The sequence below is a fragment of the Halopseudomonas sabulinigri genome, from assembly GCF_900105255.1.
Classification (GTDB): domain Bacteria; phylum Pseudomonadota; class Gammaproteobacteria; order Pseudomonadales; family Pseudomonadaceae; genus Halopseudomonas; species Halopseudomonas sabulinigri.
Map to the genome: position 1 here is coordinate 3,297,884 of NZ_LT629763.1, position 14,836 is coordinate 3,312,719.

15 protein-coding genes are annotated in these 14,836 nt (G+C 53.4%); all 15 read left to right on the forward strand.

What is annotated here, in order from left to right; all coding sequences use genetic code 11:
* Positions 1 to 250 precede the first annotated feature (250 nt).
* The 15 genes from BLU26_RS14910 (at position 251) to folE (ending at position 14,800) form a co-directional block, all read left to right on the forward strand.
* Complete coding sequence (locus tag BLU26_RS14910) at positions 251 to 1,327, forward strand: amidohydrolase family protein (RefSeq protein ID WP_092287661.1); 1,077 nt, start codon at positions 251 to 253, stop codon at positions 1,325 to 1,327.
* Positions 1,327 to 2,178, forward strand: coding sequence for a fumarylacetoacetate hydrolase family protein (locus BLU26_RS14915; RefSeq protein ID WP_092287662.1), 852 nt, complete (start codon positions 1,327 to 1,329; stop codon positions 2,176 to 2,178). Before BLU26_RS14910 ends, BLU26_RS14915 begins: the two co-directional genes overlap by 1 nt.
* Positions 2,179 to 2,192: 14 nt before the next feature.
* Positions 2,193 to 3,095, forward strand: coding sequence for a 3-hydroxyacyl-CoA dehydrogenase (locus tag BLU26_RS14920; protein WP_092287663.1), 903 nt, complete (start codon positions 2,193 to 2,195; stop codon positions 3,093 to 3,095).
* Positions 3,095 to 4,276 carry a thiolase family protein gene (locus BLU26_RS14925; protein ID WP_092287664.1) on the forward strand — a complete coding sequence of 394 codons (1,182 nt, stop codon included), beginning with the start codon at positions 3,095 to 3,097 and terminating at the stop codon, positions 4,274 to 4,276. The genes BLU26_RS14920 and BLU26_RS14925 overlap by 1 nt, the downstream gene beginning before the upstream one ends.
* The gene (locus BLU26_RS14930) at positions 4,276 to 4,779 is read left to right on the forward strand and encodes a carboxymuconolactone decarboxylase family protein (protein ID WP_092287665.1); all 504 of its coding nucleotides are present in this window, start codon (positions 4,276 to 4,278) and stop codon (positions 4,777 to 4,779) included. The genes BLU26_RS14925 and BLU26_RS14930 overlap by 1 nt, the downstream gene beginning before the upstream one ends.
* Before the next feature lie 9 nt (positions 4,780 to 4,788).
* Complete coding sequence (locus tag BLU26_RS14935) at positions 4,789 to 5,328, forward strand: glutathione peroxidase (RefSeq protein WP_092287666.1); 540 nt, start codon at positions 4,789 to 4,791, stop codon at positions 5,326 to 5,328.
* 134 nt (positions 5,329 to 5,462) lie between these two features.
* Positions 5,463 to 6,737: a cytochrome P450 gene (locus tag BLU26_RS14940; protein WP_092287667.1), complete on the forward strand. Its 1,275-nt coding sequence runs from the start codon at positions 5,463 to 5,465 to the stop codon at positions 6,735 to 6,737.
* 247 nt (positions 6,738 to 6,984) lie between these two features.
* Positions 6,985 to 8,292, forward strand: coding sequence for an amidohydrolase family protein (locus tag BLU26_RS14945; protein WP_092287668.1), 1,308 nt, complete (start codon positions 6,985 to 6,987; stop codon positions 8,290 to 8,292).
* Between the two features lie 103 nt (positions 8,293 to 8,395).
* Positions 8,396 to 9,547: an acyl-CoA dehydrogenase family protein gene (locus BLU26_RS14950; protein ID WP_092287669.1), complete on the forward strand. Its 1,152-nt coding sequence runs from the start codon at positions 8,396 to 8,398 to the stop codon at positions 9,545 to 9,547.
* Positions 9,547 to 10,608 (forward strand): acyl-CoA dehydrogenase family protein, encoded by a 1,062-nt coding sequence (locus tag BLU26_RS14955; protein WP_092287670.1) that lies wholly within the window; start codon positions 9,547 to 9,549, stop codon positions 10,606 to 10,608. Before BLU26_RS14950 ends, BLU26_RS14955 begins: the two co-directional genes overlap by 1 nt.
* 15 nt (positions 10,609 to 10,623) lie before the next feature.
* The gene (locus BLU26_RS14960) at positions 10,624 to 11,424 is read left to right on the forward strand and encodes a crotonase/enoyl-CoA hydratase family protein (protein WP_092287671.1); all 801 of its coding nucleotides are present in this window, start codon (positions 10,624 to 10,626) and stop codon (positions 11,422 to 11,424) included.
* Between the two features lie 28 nt (positions 11,425 to 11,452).
* Positions 11,453 to 12,577, forward strand: a complete 1,125-nt coding sequence (locus BLU26_RS14965) for an acyl-CoA dehydrogenase family protein (protein WP_092287672.1) — start codon at positions 11,453 to 11,455, stop codon at positions 12,575 to 12,577.
* 74 nt (positions 12,578 to 12,651) lie between these two features.
* Positions 12,652 to 13,482 carry a cache domain-containing protein gene (locus BLU26_RS14970; protein ID WP_231701961.1) on the forward strand — a complete coding sequence of 277 codons (831 nt, stop codon included), beginning with the start codon at positions 12,652 to 12,654 and terminating at the stop codon, positions 13,480 to 13,482.
* Positions 13,483 to 13,502: 20 nt separating this feature from the next.
* On the forward strand, positions 13,503 to 14,228 hold the full coding sequence (gene folM / locus BLU26_RS14975; RefSeq protein WP_092287674.1) for a dihydromonapterin reductase: 726 nt from the start codon (positions 13,503 to 13,505) through the stop codon (positions 14,226 to 14,228).
* A gap of 11 nt (positions 14,229 to 14,239) precedes the next feature.
* Positions 14,240 to 14,800, forward strand: coding sequence for a GTP cyclohydrolase I FolE (folE, locus tag BLU26_RS14980; RefSeq protein ID WP_092287675.1), 561 nt, complete (start codon positions 14,240 to 14,242; stop codon positions 14,798 to 14,800).
* Positions 14,801 to 14,836: the final 36 nt, after the last annotated feature.

The window sequence follows — 14,836 nt, forward strand, 5'->3', positions numbered from 1 at the left end:
GGCTCTGTGTGGTCCTTAATTGACCTACCCTGAAGCCAGGGTTCCAGTAGTTCCTTCCGCATAAGTTCTTATTGCTATTTTGCGTGTTCGCCTGATCGAGTGTGGCGCTCTGGAAGACCTGTGCGCGGAAAAAATAATTTGAACAGTTTTGCAGTATTTGATCATTTTGTATTATGCTTTAGCGTATGAGCAAATTCTGTATTGAGAATTTAATGGCTCAGCTAACTAAAACAAAATCGAGGTCCAAAACATGCTGATTGATCTTCACGCGCACGCTCCCCATCCTGAGTATTACGACCAGCACCCTCACTGGGGTCCAGCGTTTGAATTACAGCCTGATGGCGACATCAAACTGCGCGTTGGCGAATGGATTTTGTCGCTCGGCGCTCCTGAGCGTAAGGCTGCCTTGCGCGAGGCTCATGCACGTGGCGAGACGCTTCAGGTGGCTGAGTACATGGCCAAGTGGGCTGACCCGAAGCATCGCTTAGCTGGCATGGATGCCGCTGGTCAGAATGCCCAGGTTCTGTCTGTTCCCAGCCACTGCTACATGTATTGGGCTGAGCCCGAGTTTTGTGTGCCTTTCGCCCAAAAGGTGAATGATTCCTTGGCCAAATACTGCTCTGGTGCACCTGATCGCTTGATGTTCTGGGCGCACGCGCCTCTGAATGTACCGGTTGAGGCCGCAAAGGAAATTCGCCGAGCGTGCACGGAGCTGGGGGCGAAGGGGTTGGTCGCTGGGGGTTCTAATTTTGGCGGACTGGAGTTTGACTCTCCTGAGATGGATCCGGTGTGGGAAGCATTGTGCGACCTCGATTTGCCCATGTTTGTGCACGGTTACAATCAATCTGTGACTTGGGGCAAAGACGCAAATACAGATCGCTATGAGACCACAGCCATTGTCGGTATGAATTACGACGAGTCCAAGTGCTTCTGGTACATGATCAACGGTGGTGTGTTTGATCGCTTCCCCAACCTGAAGGTTTACATCACCCACGGCGGTGGCTTTGTTCCGTACCAATTGGGTCGCATGGCACAAACTAATCCCAATCTGGATACCTATCACAACAAAAAGCCCTTCCTCTCTTATCTACGCAATTTCTACTTTGATGTGGAGCTGCATGAAGTGCCAATGCGCCAGGCAATGGTTGAGGTTATCGGTGCTGATCGCGTTCTCTATGGCTCCAACTTCGGTGGCAGCGACGCTGTGCGTCACGACCTGACGAGCGACTTGAAGCTGTCGCAAGAGGATATGGATCGTATCCGGTGGAAGAATGCCTGCGAGTTGCTGCATCTCGATCCCGCCAAGATCGGAAAGGTGGGTGCGTAATGAGGCTGGCACGCTGCGCTCGCCATGGGGGAGCACCTTTCTGGGGGGTGGTTGATCTCGAGCATGGCGAGGTAAGTCCGATCTTGGGGCTGTTCACTGAGTGGGCTCCCAGGGTTACCGCAGGGGAGGGTATCAGTGCATTGAAACTGGCACACCGCCCCGTGCCCTTGGCGGATGTCGTACTGCTGCCACCCATCGATCCGGTAAATCGTGTGGTGGTGGCTGGTGCCAACTACACCAAGCATCTGAAGGAAGACTTTGGCCTGGAAGCGCCCTCGCAACCCGTGGCCTTCCTCAAGGCTTACGGGGCGCTTATCGGCGCAAGCGATTCAATCCGCTTTCCTCCGCTGACTGATGAGCTCGACCACGAGGTTGAGCTTGTGGCTGTAATTGGTCGAAACGAGGTAGATCCGCAGGACCCGTTAGCAAGTGTTCTGGGTTATACGGTTGGCAATGATGTCAGCGCCCGGGACCTACAGCGCAGCGGTCCCAAGGGTATCGGGATGGATCTTTTTGCTGCCAAAAGCCAGGACCGTACGACCGGGGTTGGGCCTTGGATAGTAACCCGTGACGAGTTTCCAGCGGGTTCTCCACGTTTGCGTTTGACCTTGTCTGTCAATGGGGAGTTGCGCCAGGACGGACATACTTCAGACATGACTTGGGATGTCGGTGAGCTGGTGGCGTTTGTGGCGGCCAGATCCAGCTTTGCCTGCGGAGATATTCTCTTTACCGGATCTCCGGCCGGGGTAGGTATGGGCACCGGCAAGTTTCTGAAGTCAGGCGACGTCGTTGAAGCGACGGTCGAAGGTATCGGTACGTTACGTAACGTCGTAAGTGAAAAATACAGCTGAAAGGGGCTTTCGCAATGAATGCTGAAAACAAAGGCAAAGTAGTAGTAGTGGGTGCCGGACTGATGGGAACCGGAATTGCCCACGCATTTGCTAGTTCCGGGTTTGAAACGGTCCTGGTTGATACGAACTCAGACTCGCTGAAACGCGCTTACGCCGGTATCGAGAAAATCCTTGGTGATGGTGTCCGTCTGGGGAAGGTGGAAGAGCTGGTTGCGCAGCAGTCAATGGCGCGCTTGAGCACAAACGGAGATTTACGCCAAGCTGCAGCGGGCGCAGCACTGCTGATCGAGACTGTTTCAGAGCAGCTCGCGGTTAAGAAAGCTGTCGTGACTGAAGCAGCGGCAATGATGGCGGACGATGCCATCATTGCTAGTAACACTTCAGCATTGAGTGTGACAGAGATTGCAGCAGTGGTTCCTTGTCCAGAACGCTTTATCGGAATGCACTTTTTCAACCCTGTTCACAAGATGAAGTTGGTCGAGCTGGTGCGGGGACTGGCCACCAGAGATGAGACCGTCGCCAGGGCGCGCGATTTATGTGCAGCTATCAATAAAACTGCGATTGTGGTCAATGAGTCTCCTGGCCTTACCACAAGCCGGATGTCTGCTCTGCTTGGCAACGAAGCCATGTACATGCTGCAGGAGGGCACGGCCAGCGCCGAGGATATCGATACCGCATTGCGGATGGGCTTCAATCACCCTATGGGACCGCTTGAACTTGGCGATCTGACAGGCTGGGACACGCGCCTGTCGGTCCTGCGCTACCTGCACTCGACGCTTGGTGAGAAGTTTCGGCCGTGCCCACTCATCATCAAAATGGTAGCCGCTGGGCGTTTGGGCAGGAAGACAGGTCATGGAGTCTACCGATATGAGGATGGCAAGCCAGTCGCCGGTTCGGGCTTGAAGGCGGGCTTCTGATGAATGACAACGATATCGTCATTGTCGAAGCTGTGCGCACACCGGTGGGTCGCTTTCGCGGCTCGCTCGCGGGCGTGCGTGCTGATCATATGGGGGCATTAGTACTCAACGCTTTGCTCGATCGAACCGGTATCTCGGCGGACCAGGTGAGCGATGTGGTATTTGGCTGTGTGACGCAAATTGGTGAGCAGTCAGCAAACATCGCGCGAACGGCATTATTGAGCGCAGGGTGGCCGTCATCCGTGCCGGGCATGACTATTGATCGCAAATGCGGTTCTGGTGAGGCGGCAGTTCACGTGGCTGTGGGCGCCATTGCATCCGGAGCTGCGCAGATCATGGTTGCCGGCGGGTCTGAAAACATGAGTCGAGTGCCGATGGGCAGCAACCGTGACCTGCACGGCGAAGCCTTTGGCTGGCAAGCCTTGGAGCGCTATGAGCTTACATCGCAAGGTGAGGCTTCTGAGCGCATGGTAGACAAATGGGCGCTGACGCGCGAAGAGCTGGACGCTTTTGCGTTACAGAGCCACAGTCGTGCGGCTGCGGCTGCGGACGCGGGGTACTTCGAGCGCGAGATTGTCCCTGTACCGATTGCAGATTATTGCGAAAAAGACTTTGACGGGGACAGGGGCGTATTCGGTAAGGACGAAACCATCCGTCGCGACACCTCGGCCGAAAAGCTTGCGACGCTGAAGACGAGTTTTCGCCCTGAGAATGGTCGAATCACAGCCGGTAATTCTTCACAGATATCGGATGGTGCTGCGGCCTTGATGCTGATGAAGGCAAGTACCGCTAAATCCTTGGGGCTGAAGCCCAGGGCTAAAATTCGTTCCATCGTTACCGTCGGCGCTGATCCGACACTGATGCTGACCGGACCCATTGCTGCGACCCAATCACTGCTGACCAAAACAGGTCTGACGCTCAGTGATATTGACCTATTTGAAGTTAATGAGGCTTTCGCCTCTGTGCCGCTGGCGTGGCTTCAGGAAATAGGTGCCGCGCCTGACAGGTTGAATGTGAACGGTGGCGCCATCGCGTTGGGGCACCCGCTAGGCGCTAGCGGCGCCCGGATAATGACATCGATGCTGCACGAGCTAGAGCGACGTGGTGCCAGATTCGGTTTGCAAGCAATCTGCTGTGCTGGCGGTCTAGGTACGGCGACATTGCTGGAGCGGTGCGATTGATGTCCCGGATCCAGCCGGTACCTCTGGAACAGCTGCCGGCTTCATTGGCTGGTTTGCTGCAGAAGGGCGTGAGTTCTGGAGTTCTGAGTTCGACTGTGCCGCTTCAAGTATGGGCGAATAGCCCCTCTCATGCGCAAGGCTGGCTGGCTTTGCTTGATCTATTCCACAGTGACAGCAGTCTCCCCGAACGATTGCGGGAGTTGGTGCGGCTTAAAATTGCCGGGATTACCAATTGCCGGGCGTGCCAGGTTGCTCGCAAGAGCGACCAGGTAAGTGAAGAAGAGGTGGCTTGTTTGAGCGCCGATGATGATCGATTTTCTGCCGGCGAGCAGGCTGCAATAAGGTTTGCGCAGTTGTTTGCCTCTGACTATACGGCGATTGATGAAGGTCATTTTGCAGCGCTACGCCAGCACTTTTCTTTAGAGCAGCTCACCGAGCTGAATATGTACTGCGCCTTGATGCTGGCAGGCGGTCGTATGACCTTCGTGCAGCAGGCCTACTGAGGTAATCATATGAACGAACAGCTGCAAGATATCCCCCTCATTACGATTGATGGGAAAGAAGTGTCGCTCAAGGACTATGCGGGCAAGGTCATTCTCATTGTTAACGTTGCATCCAAGTGCGGACTGACTCCCCAGTACAGCAGCCTTGAGAGGTTTTATCGGCATCACGCCGAGGAAGGCTTGGTAGTGCTGGGGTTCCCTGCTAATGACTTCAGGGAGCAGGAGCCAGGTACTGATCAGCAGATCGCTGATTTCTGTAAGACCGAATACGAGGTTACTTTCCCACTGTTTTCCAAAATTGCGGTTAGCGGGCCCCACCAGCACCCACTGTACACCGCGTTAATCAGCGCCAAGCCATCTACTGTGGGTGAGGGAAGCATGAGGCAGCGCCTGCAGGATTATGGTATTGCCGTGAACCCGGAGCCTGAAGTGTTGTGGAACTTCGAGAAATTTTTGATCAGTAGAGAGGGGGAGGTGGTTGGTCGCTTCGCGCCGGATATGGACATCACCGATACTCGGATTCAAGAGGCAATTCGGGCATTGCTTTGAGCTGGTTATTTTGTTGATCAAAATGTGTAAAACAGTTCAAAAACTAATTTGGGTGTCATAATCTTTAAAAGAAGACAGCGGGCACAATACATTTTCAGTCCGCCGCCACAAACAATAATCAAGAGGTAAGCGATATGTCCGAAGCGGCCAAGAGTGACCTTGAAAAAGTATTTGCCGATGTCGCCAGTAACTACCAGGGCTCTGACATCGATCTACATGCAACCTACGCGAAGATGCGTGCGGAAACCCCTGTGCTGGAAGCCAACTTCATGGAGCAGTTGGGCGTGCCCTCCATCGCTGGCGTCGACCCTAACCGCCCTTGTTACACGTTGTTTAAATACGATGACGTGATGAAAGTCATGCGTGATAGCGCGCAATTTACCAGCGGCTTCATTGCTGAGGGGCTCGGTGCCTTTTTTGATGGTCTTATTCTCACGGCTATGGATGGTGATCTGCACAAAAGCATGCGCAACCTGCTACAGCCGGTCTTTCTGCCTGAAACTGTAAACCGCTGGAAAGAGCAGCGTATCGATAGGGTAATACGCGAAGAGTTCATCAAGCCGATGCTGCCGAACAAAAGCGCTGATTTGATGGATTTTGCGCTGTATTTCCCCATTCGGGTCATTTACTCATTGATTGGTTTCCCGGAAGACAAGCCCGAGAAGATAAAGCAGTATGCCGCATGGGCCTTGGCGATTCTCGCTGGGCCGCAAGTGGATCCCGCCAAGGCAGAAGCCGCTAAGAAAGCTGCGATGGAGGCTGTGGTGGCGCTGTACGATGCTATCAAAGAAGTTGTGGTACAGCGCAGAGCAGAAGGCGCAGAGGGTGACGATCTCATTAGTCGTTTGATTCGAGCTGAGTACGAGGGTAGGTCCTTGGACGATCATGAGGTAACCACCTTTGTACGCTCCCTGCTCCCGGCGGCGGGTGAAACAACTACGCGTACTTTCGGCACCTTGATGGTTCAGTTGTTGGAAAATCCGGACGTACTTGAACGTGTTCGCGCTGATCGTGGTCTGGTTAACAAAGCCATCGACGAATCTATACGATACGAGCCAGTGGCTACGTTCAAAGTTCGACAGGCTGCTGACGCTACCGAGATAAGAGGTGTTCAGATACCCAAGGGTGCAATGGTTTCTTGCATTGTCAGTTCGGCTAACCGGGATGAGGAGGCGTTCGTCAATGCTGACAAATTCGATATTGATCGCAAGCCTCGTCCCTCGTTTGGGTTTGGTTTCGGCCCGCATATGTGCATTGGTCAATTTGTTGCTAAAACCGAGATCAATTGCGCCCTGAATGCGATCCTGGATCTTATGCCTAATCTTCGCCTCGACCCCTCAAAGCCTGCTCCGAAAATCACTGGAGCACAGTTGCGTGGGCCCCACGAGCTGCATGTTTTGTGGGATTGATATGCTCTAGTGGGTGATTCCCCTTGTACAAAAGCGCGTTGCATGAAAATGCATCGCGCTTTTTTTTGAACATTTTTAATGTTTGCTACCTAGGTATAAAAATTCATTTAAAAACAATAATTTGTGTTTTTTCATGAAATTTAAAACATTCACATGTGAACAGAATCAAAAAATATGTTTAAATTAACCCCTGTGTGATCTATCATCATCAAACAATCACAATCCGCGAAAAGCGAAGGGGAACATAATGAATCTGGACGACCTCATTCTCGTTAGTGTTGACGACCACGCGATCGAGCCGCCGGATGCGTTCAAGCATCATATGCCGGAGAAGTTCAAGGGCCGCGAGCCCCATGTTGAAAAGCGCGGCGATCGGGATGTATGGATTTTCGAAGATGAAGCTACTGGTTATATGGGGCTTAATTCGGTCGTAGGCCGGCCCAAAGAAGAGTACGGCATGGAGCCGTTGGGCTATGACCAGATGCGCCGCGGAACTTGGGATGTGGCTGCTCGCGTAGATGATATGAACGCCAATGGCGTACTCGGTTCGCTGTGCTTCCCGACCTTTCCTGGTTTTGCTGGCCAGCGCTTTCAGGCCCACTCCAATCGCGAGATCGCTCTGGCTGCTATCCGCGCTTATAACGACTGGCACCTATACGACTGGTGCAACGCCGCGCCTGGTCGTTTCATCCCGCTGATGCTGGTGCCTTTTTGGGACATGCCCGCAGCTGTGGCTGAAGTAAAGCGCTTGTCAGCCCAAGGTGTACATGCGTTGTCTTTCTCTGATAACCCAGCGCGTCTTGGGTATCCTTCAATCCACGATGATTACTGGGATCCGCTGTGGAAAGCCTGTTCTGACAACAACGTCGTGATCTGCTGTCACATTGGTTCTGGCGGTAAAGCGGAGCACGCCTCTGACTTGTCCCCTATCGACGCCTGGATCACCACTATGCCGATTTCCATTGCCAATGCGGCTGCGGACTGGATTTGGGCGCCGATGTGGAAGAAGTATCCGAATCTGCGTATGGCTCTCTCGGAAGGTAGCATTGGCTGGGTTCCATACTTGTTGGAGCGTGCGAACTTCACCCATCGTCACCATAACGCCTGGACCAACGCGGACTTCGGCGGAAAAATGCCGAGCGATATCTTCTTCAAGCACTTCGTCACCTGCTTCATTGAAGATAACTTTGGCCTGCAGAACCTGCACTTCATGAACGAAGACATGGTTACCTGGGAAAGCGATTACCCGCACTCAGATTGCACCTGGCCACACTCTCCCGAAACTACTTGGGAAGGTCTGAAGCACCTGACCAAGGAGCAGATCGACAAGGTCACGCACCTCAACGCTATGCGTCAGTTCTCCTACGATCCATTTTCTATCATGAAGCGCGAGGATTGCACCGTTGCAGCGTTGCGCGCCAAGGCGGCGCATGTGAGTACCGAGCCGGCTCTGGGTCTTGGTGGGGCAGAAGTCACTCGCAAAGACGGTAAGCCCGTGACTTCTGGCGATATCAACGCCATGTTCGAGACCGCGGACGCAAAGACCGCAATCTGATTTGCTCAGGCAATGCACAGTGCTCCCTTACATAGGGAGCATTTGAGTGCCACTGAACGAAATGACTTTTGTCGATTTTTGAATTATTCAGGATGCCTCGGAAATGAGTATTTCAGAGTTTAGCTACAGCGCTATTCCTGCCGACGCCGAGCAATTGCGTGCGCAAGTGCGTGCTTTTCTGTCAGACGTATTGCACGACTACCCAGAGGAAAAGCGTGCCTACTCTTGGATGGGCTTTGACGCAGAGTTCAGCCGTCTGTTAGGGGAAAAGGGTTGGTTGGGAATGGCACTGCCAAAGCAGTACGGTGGCGCAGAAGCATCTCCCTTTTCCCGCTATGTCATTATCGAAGAGCTGTTGGCTGCCGGGGCTCCGGTGTCTGCACACTGGATTGCAGACCGGCAAAGTGCGCCCCTTATTTTACGCTTTGGCACCGAAGCTCAGCGTAAAAAGTATCTGCCCCCTATTTGCCGTGGCGAGAGCTACTTCTGTATTGGCATGAGTGAACCTAACTCCGGCTCTGACTTAGCCTCCATCCGTACTACTGCCGTGCGTAATGCTGGTGGCTGGGTTTTGAATGGGCAGAAAGTATGGACCACCAATGCTCAGCACTCGCATTACATGATCGCTTTGGTGCGTACCGGCGATAAGGAAACCTCTGGACGTCATGGCGGGATGTCACAGTTCATTGTCGATCTGCGTACTCCTGGCATCACTATCAGACCGATCGCGGACTTGGCTGGTGGCGAACACTTCAATGAGGTGTTTTTTGACAACGCCCAGCTTGAGGAGGGTGCCCTGATTGGCGAAGAGGGTCGGGGATGGGATCAGGTGACAGCAGAGCTAGCTTTCGAGCGGAGTGGCCCTGAGCGATTTCTTAGCAGTATCGCGGTAATGCACACCGCCATCGATGCTATCGGGCGCCAGCCTGATGCGCTGCAAGCACGTGAAATAGGCAAGATTACAGCTCGTCTCTTAACACTTAGAAACATGTCGCTGGGGGTTACTCGACAGTTGAGTGAGGGCAAAAACCCTGCGTGGGCGGCTTCGTGTGTCAAGGACCTGGGCAACGTACTTGAGCAGGAATTGCCCGAGATATTGCAGGGTGTGGTTGATGAGCAGCCGCAGGTTGTTGGGGGTTCAGCACACGCGAAAGTGCTGGCATACCTTACGCAAATGGCACCTTCTTTCTCTTTGCGCGGGGGAACTCGAGAGATTCTCCGCGGGATTATTGCACGTGGACTGGGGCTTCGATAATGCGCGAACTTTTTGAATCGACTATTGAGCGACTGCTGTCTGATTTGTGCACGCCCGACCTGGTTCACGAAGCCGAGTCTGGAGAGTGGCCGGCTGCCCTGTGGCGAGCATTGGAGGATAACGGATTTCCTTTGGCAGGAGCTCCGGAAGTAGCTGGAGGTGCAGACGCGAGTTGGGCGGATCTGTATGTGATCATTCGAGCGCTAGGCCGATTTGCCGCCCCAGTGCCATTGGCTGAGATGATCATCGGCAACTGGTTACTGGAGCAGGCTGGACTCGGCGCACGCAGCGATATTCTGAGCTTAGCGAGCGAAACGAGTTTGACCATTGGCGAAGGCCGCGTTTCGGGAGAACTGGCTCAAGTGCCTTGGGGGCGATTTGCGGATTCGGTAGTGGCACTAGCCGGCGACAATGCAGGGCAAACCCATGTGGTACTGCTGGATGTCGCCACGGCTGAACGGGTTAGGCAGGGCACCAACATCGCAGGTGAGGCTCGTGATCACCTCAGCTTCAGCGCCGCCGCCGTCGCAATGTCCGCCGTATTGCCGACCCATCTGGCTGACGACGTCTTGCTGGCGGCAGGAGCCATGGCGCGTTCTGCGCAAATAGCTGGTGCCATAAACGCGTTATTGGAGATGACAGCCAGCTATGCAGGTGAGCGCAAACAATTTGGCAAACCAATCGCAGCCTTTCAGGCAATCCAGCAACAGTTGGCGGTCCTGGCAGAGCAGGCTGCAGCGGCCAACGTCGCTGCAGAAGCCGCCTTTGCGGGTGCTGATCAACGCCTGCCTATGTTCAGTGTGGCAGCGGCAAAAGTTTCTGCCTCGGAGGCAGCCAGCCAAGCTGCCGCTATCGGCCACTCAGTGCACGGCGCCATTGGCTTTACGCAGGAGTACGCTCTGCACACGTTAACCCGACGGCTCTGGAGTTGGCGTAGCGAGTTTGGCTCAAGCACATTCTGGAGCAAGGCACTAGGCGAGCATGTGTGCGCTGCTGGTTCAGCAGACTTCTGGCCAATGCTTACCAACCCCGAATTACAAGATCTTTCCACTACACAATAATAAGGAGCCGCACCCATGGGTAATTTTTTGCAGCTGGAGCGTCGCGGCGGCGTAGTCATCGTCCGTATGGATCGTCCGGATACGCGCAACGCGTTATCCGAGCCGTCGCAAATGCAGGAGTTCGTTGACCTGTGCGCGCAGATGCGCGCAGACGCTAGCGTTAAGGTCATTGTACTTACCGGTAACGGCAAATCATTTTGCGCCGGCGGAAACATCAAGGATATGCAAGCGCGCGACGGCATTTTTGCCGGCTCTCCATACGAACTGAGAAACACCTACCGCGATGGTATTCAGCGTATTCCAACAGCGCTCTACGACCTGGATATCCCTATTATCGCGGCCGTTAACGGAGCTGCGATTGGCGCTGGGCTTGATTTGGCGTGCATGTGTGATATCCGCATCGCTAGTACCAAAGCCGTTTTTGCCGAGAGCTTTGTCAAGCTGGGAATCGTGCCCGGTGACGGTGGCGCCTGGCTGCTGCCGCGCATAATTGGCATCCCCAAAGCCAGCCTGATGGCTTTTACTGGTGACACGATTGACGCGGAGAAAGCACTCGAGTGGGGGCTAGTAGAGCAACTGTGTGATCCGCAAGAGCTTGAGACGCAAGCGGTGGCTTTGGCAGAGCGTATCGCCGCGAACCCGGGTCACGCTTTGCGGCTGTGCAAGCGGCTTCTGCGTGAAGGCCAGCATATGCGCCTGGACTCCTTGCTTGAGTTGTCGGCCGCCTATCAGTCGCTGGCTCACCATACTGAAGATCATCAGGAGGCCGTGGCGGCCTTTGTTGACAAGCGTACGCCCGAATACAAAGACCGATAAACGCCAACTTGAGGGAGGACTCGTCACGATGCGTAGCGTATTCCGTGAAGACCACAATATGTTTAGAGAGCAGGCCCGTCGCTTTATTGAGCGGGAGATCAGCCCGAATCTGCATGAATGGGAAAAAAACGGCATCGTACCCAAGGAAGTCTGGTTGAAAGCCGGAGAAATGGGGCTACTGTGCTCCACAGTGCCTGAAGAGTACGGCGGTGCGGGCGGCGACTTTGGGCACTCTGCGGTCATGATCGAAGAGCTGGCTCGCGTTAATGCAACCGCTGTGGGCTTTACCACTCATTCTGAAATCGTTGCTCCATATATCGTGGCGTATGGCACTGAAGAGCAAAAGCACAAGTGGCTGCCCAAGATGGTGTCCGGTGAGATCATTGGCGTTATCGCTATGAGTGAGCCAGGCATCGGCAGCGATCTACGCTCGATGCGCACTTCCGTGCGCCAGGACGGTGACGAGTATGTGGTATCCGGCCAAAAGACCTTTATCACCAACGGTGGTAACGCAGACCTAGTAGTAACTGCGACCAAGCTGGATCCAAAGGGCAAGGATCTAACCCTGATCTGCATTGAGACAGATCGTCCGGGCTTTTCCAAGGGCAAGCTCCTAGACAAGATTGGTTTAAAAGGGCAAGACACCGCTGAGCTGTTTTTTGACGAAGTCCGTGTGCCTACGTCGAATCGGCTGGGTGAGGAAAATAAGGGCTTCAAGTACCTTACGCATCAGCTTGCGTGGGAACGGCTCATCATAGGCCTTCGTGCTGCCCAGTCTGTATCTACGCTGCTCGAAGAGACAATCGAGTACACGCGTGAGCGAAAGGTGTTCGGTAATCCGGTATTCGAGTTCCAGAACACGCGTTTCAAGCTGGCAGAGGTCAAGGCGCAGGCTACCATGCTGCGGGTTTTTATTGACGATTGCTTGCAGAAAGTAATGAGTGGAGAGCTCGCACCAGATGTTGCTGCAATGGCAAAACTCATGGGCTCTGAGCTTCAAGGCAAGCTGCTTGATGAGCTACTGCAGCTTCATGGCGGCTATGGCTTCATGAGCGAGTACAAGATCGGTCGGGCCTGGGTAGATGCTCGGGTAGCGCGGATTTATGGTGGTACATCCGAAATCATGAAAGAGATTATTAGCAGAAATCTCTAACTTAAGGGTGCTCGTAAAACAATAACAAGAGGGTCCAGGCTATGTGGCTTGCATGTCGAAATGTATTTATTTTCATGGCGTTGTTCTATATAGCAAACGCCTTTGCCCAAGGTATTCCAGAAGAGCAGTACTCTCAGGAAGAGGCTAGTGCAAAGCGTCTGTTAAACGAGGCTATCGACTACTACAAAAGGCACGGCGACGAAGCCATGGCCGCATTCAGCCGTCAGGGACGCTTTGTCCAGGATGACCTCTATGTCTATGTGATCAACACGGACGGGGTCATGCTGGCCAGCGGAGGTCCCTCTGCAAACCTCATAGGACGAGATGTTGGAGCTGCTCTCAACGATGATCTTAACAAGGCTTTGAAAGAAGCCCTGTCACTCCCTGAAACCGGAGAGATGCACGCGGCAGACTACCGCTGGATGAATTGGGCTGACGGTCGTGAAGAGCGCAAACGAGTGCTGTTCCAGCGAGTGGATGACAAGGTGTTTTCGGTTGGCTATTACCTGCCTCGGTCTAGCCGTGAAGAGGCCAAGTTATTTCTTGATCGCGTTGCTGCAGCAGTCGCGGACAGTCCGGAAGAAACCTTCGAGCGGATCAACGGACTGGACGCGGAGTTCCAGAGAGATGATCTCTACGCCTTCGTTGTCGATATAGATACCGAACGCTTCGTTGCGCATGGTTATAACCTGCGTCTGGTCCGTAGCGATTTTAGGAAAATCCATTCGGCGGATGAGCACCCTATCGGCAAGCAGATACTGCAGGCGGTAGAGCAAGCTGATCAAGGTACTGTGTCTTATGTGTGGCCAAATCCCGTTACCCGGAAGAATGAGCAGAAGATAACGATGTTTCGCAGAGTAGGGCACTACATCGTGCTGGTTGGTTATTACGAAGACCCGCGATGAAGGCAGGGTAAACCTTGGGCATGCTTGATAAAGAAGAAACATCTAAAGAGACTGTTTTAATCACCGGCGCAGGGCAGAGAGTGGGCTTGCATTGCGCTCAGCGGTTGGTCGCTGATGGTTATCAGGTCGTAATCACCTGTCGCAGGTTCCGGCCTGAGTGGAAGGTCAACCCCCTGAAAGGCATTGCGGTGATGCTTGCAGACTTCTCGTCAGAGCAGGGTATCAATGCCTTCATCCGGGTATTACAAGAAAGGGCGCATTCGTTGCGCGCAATCATTCATAACGCTTCTACGTGGATTGATGACGACCTTGTCGATGGTCCTGCCTTCCAGCGGCTATGCATGGTACACATGCAGGCTCCATATATGATCAACATGGCCTGTGCGAGTCTTTTTTCCGCCGACACTGTGGCTGACATCATTCACATCACTGACCACGATGCGCTCAACGGAGCGGATGATCACATTGCCTACTTGGCGACCAAGGCAGGACTGGAAAATCTGACCCGCTCGTTTGCCATGCATCTGGCCCCAAGCATTAAGGTCAACAGCATCGCGCCTGCGCTGATCATGTTCAATGACGGCGACAGTGAAGAGCAGCAGGCGAAGTTGCTTGCACGTTCCGCACTAGGTCTTGAGCCAGGACCGGAGGTCGTTTATCAAGCAGTAAAATACGTGATGAACAACCCTTACATCACCGGAACCTGTCTAGACCTGAATGGCGGCGGAACGCTGAAATTTGCATAAGAGAGTAGCCCATGAATATTGAAAAGCTAACCCGTCATTACGCTAACATTATTGAAGAGCTGGATGAAAACCCCACGCGGGACGGATTAAAAAACACGCCGGAGCGAGCAGCAAAAGCGATGCAGTTCTTGTGCAGAGGCTACGAGCAATCTCTGGATGAACTTGTTAATAATGCGCTTTTTGAGTCAGATAACGATGAAATGGTCATCGTGAAAGATATAGAACTTTATTCCTTGTGTGAACATCACATGCTGCCGTTTATTGGTAAAGCGCATGTTGCTTATATACCAACAGGTAAGGTGGTTGGGTTGTCAAAGATTGCTAGGATCGTGGATATGTTTGCACGTCGCCTGCAGATACAGGAGAATTTGACGCGCCAGATAGCGGAAGCGATTCAAACAGTTACCAATGCAGAAGGTGTAGCCGTAGTTATAGAGGCTAAACATATGTGTATGATGATGAGAGGCGTGGAAAAACAAAACTCAACAATGTATAGCTCGGTAATGTTGGGCGCTTTCAGGGAATCAGGGAATACGCGTCAGGAGTTTCTGCAGTTGATTGGCCGCCACTGATGTTAAATGCGTATGGCTGTTTTCAACAGCGCGGCC

What these genes read in the sequence shown, in the direction of transcription:
- BLU26_RS14910 (WP_092287661.1), top strand. Translation starts at nt 251, where the DNA reads ATGCTGATTGATCTTCACGCGCACGCTCCCCATCCTGAGTATTACGAC.
- BLU26_RS14915 (WP_092287662.1), top strand. Translation starts at nt 1,327, where the DNA reads ATGAGGCTGGCACGCTGCGCTCGCCATGGGGGAGCACCTTTCTGGGGG.
- BLU26_RS14920 (WP_092287663.1), top strand. Translation starts at nt 2,193, where the DNA reads ATGAATGCTGAAAACAAAGGCAAAGTAGTAGTAGTGGGTGCCGGACTG.
- BLU26_RS14925 (WP_092287664.1), top strand. Translation starts at nt 3,095, where the DNA reads ATGAATGACAACGATATCGTCATTGTCGAAGCTGTGCGCACACCGGTG.
- BLU26_RS14930 (WP_092287665.1), top strand. Translation starts at nt 4,276, where the DNA reads ATGTCCCGGATCCAGCCGGTACCTCTGGAACAGCTGCCGGCTTCATTG.
- BLU26_RS14935 (WP_092287666.1), top strand. Translation starts at nt 4,789, where the DNA reads ATGAACGAACAGCTGCAAGATATCCCCCTCATTACGATTGATGGGAAA.
- BLU26_RS14940 (WP_092287667.1), top strand. Translation starts at nt 5,463, where the DNA reads ATGTCCGAAGCGGCCAAGAGTGACCTTGAAAAAGTATTTGCCGATGTC.
- BLU26_RS14945 (WP_092287668.1), top strand. Translation starts at nt 6,985, where the DNA reads ATGAATCTGGACGACCTCATTCTCGTTAGTGTTGACGACCACGCGATC.
- BLU26_RS14950 (WP_092287669.1), top strand. Translation starts at nt 8,396, where the DNA reads ATGAGTATTTCAGAGTTTAGCTACAGCGCTATTCCTGCCGACGCCGAG.
- BLU26_RS14955 (WP_092287670.1), top strand. Translation starts at nt 9,547, where the DNA reads ATGCGCGAACTTTTTGAATCGACTATTGAGCGACTGCTGTCTGATTTG.
- BLU26_RS14960 (WP_092287671.1), top strand. Translation starts at nt 10,624, where the DNA reads ATGGGTAATTTTTTGCAGCTGGAGCGTCGCGGCGGCGTAGTCATCGTC.
- BLU26_RS14965 (WP_092287672.1), top strand. Translation starts at nt 11,453, where the DNA reads ATGCGTAGCGTATTCCGTGAAGACCACAATATGTTTAGAGAGCAGGCC.
- BLU26_RS14970 (WP_231701961.1), top strand. Translation starts at nt 12,652, where the DNA reads ATGGCGTTGTTCTATATAGCAAACGCCTTTGCCCAAGGTATTCCAGAA.
- folM (WP_092287674.1), top strand. Translation starts at nt 13,503, where the DNA reads ATGCTTGATAAAGAAGAAACATCTAAAGAGACTGTTTTAATCACCGGC.
- folE (WP_092287675.1), top strand. Translation starts at nt 14,240, where the DNA reads ATGAATATTGAAAAGCTAACCCGTCATTACGCTAACATTATTGAAGAG.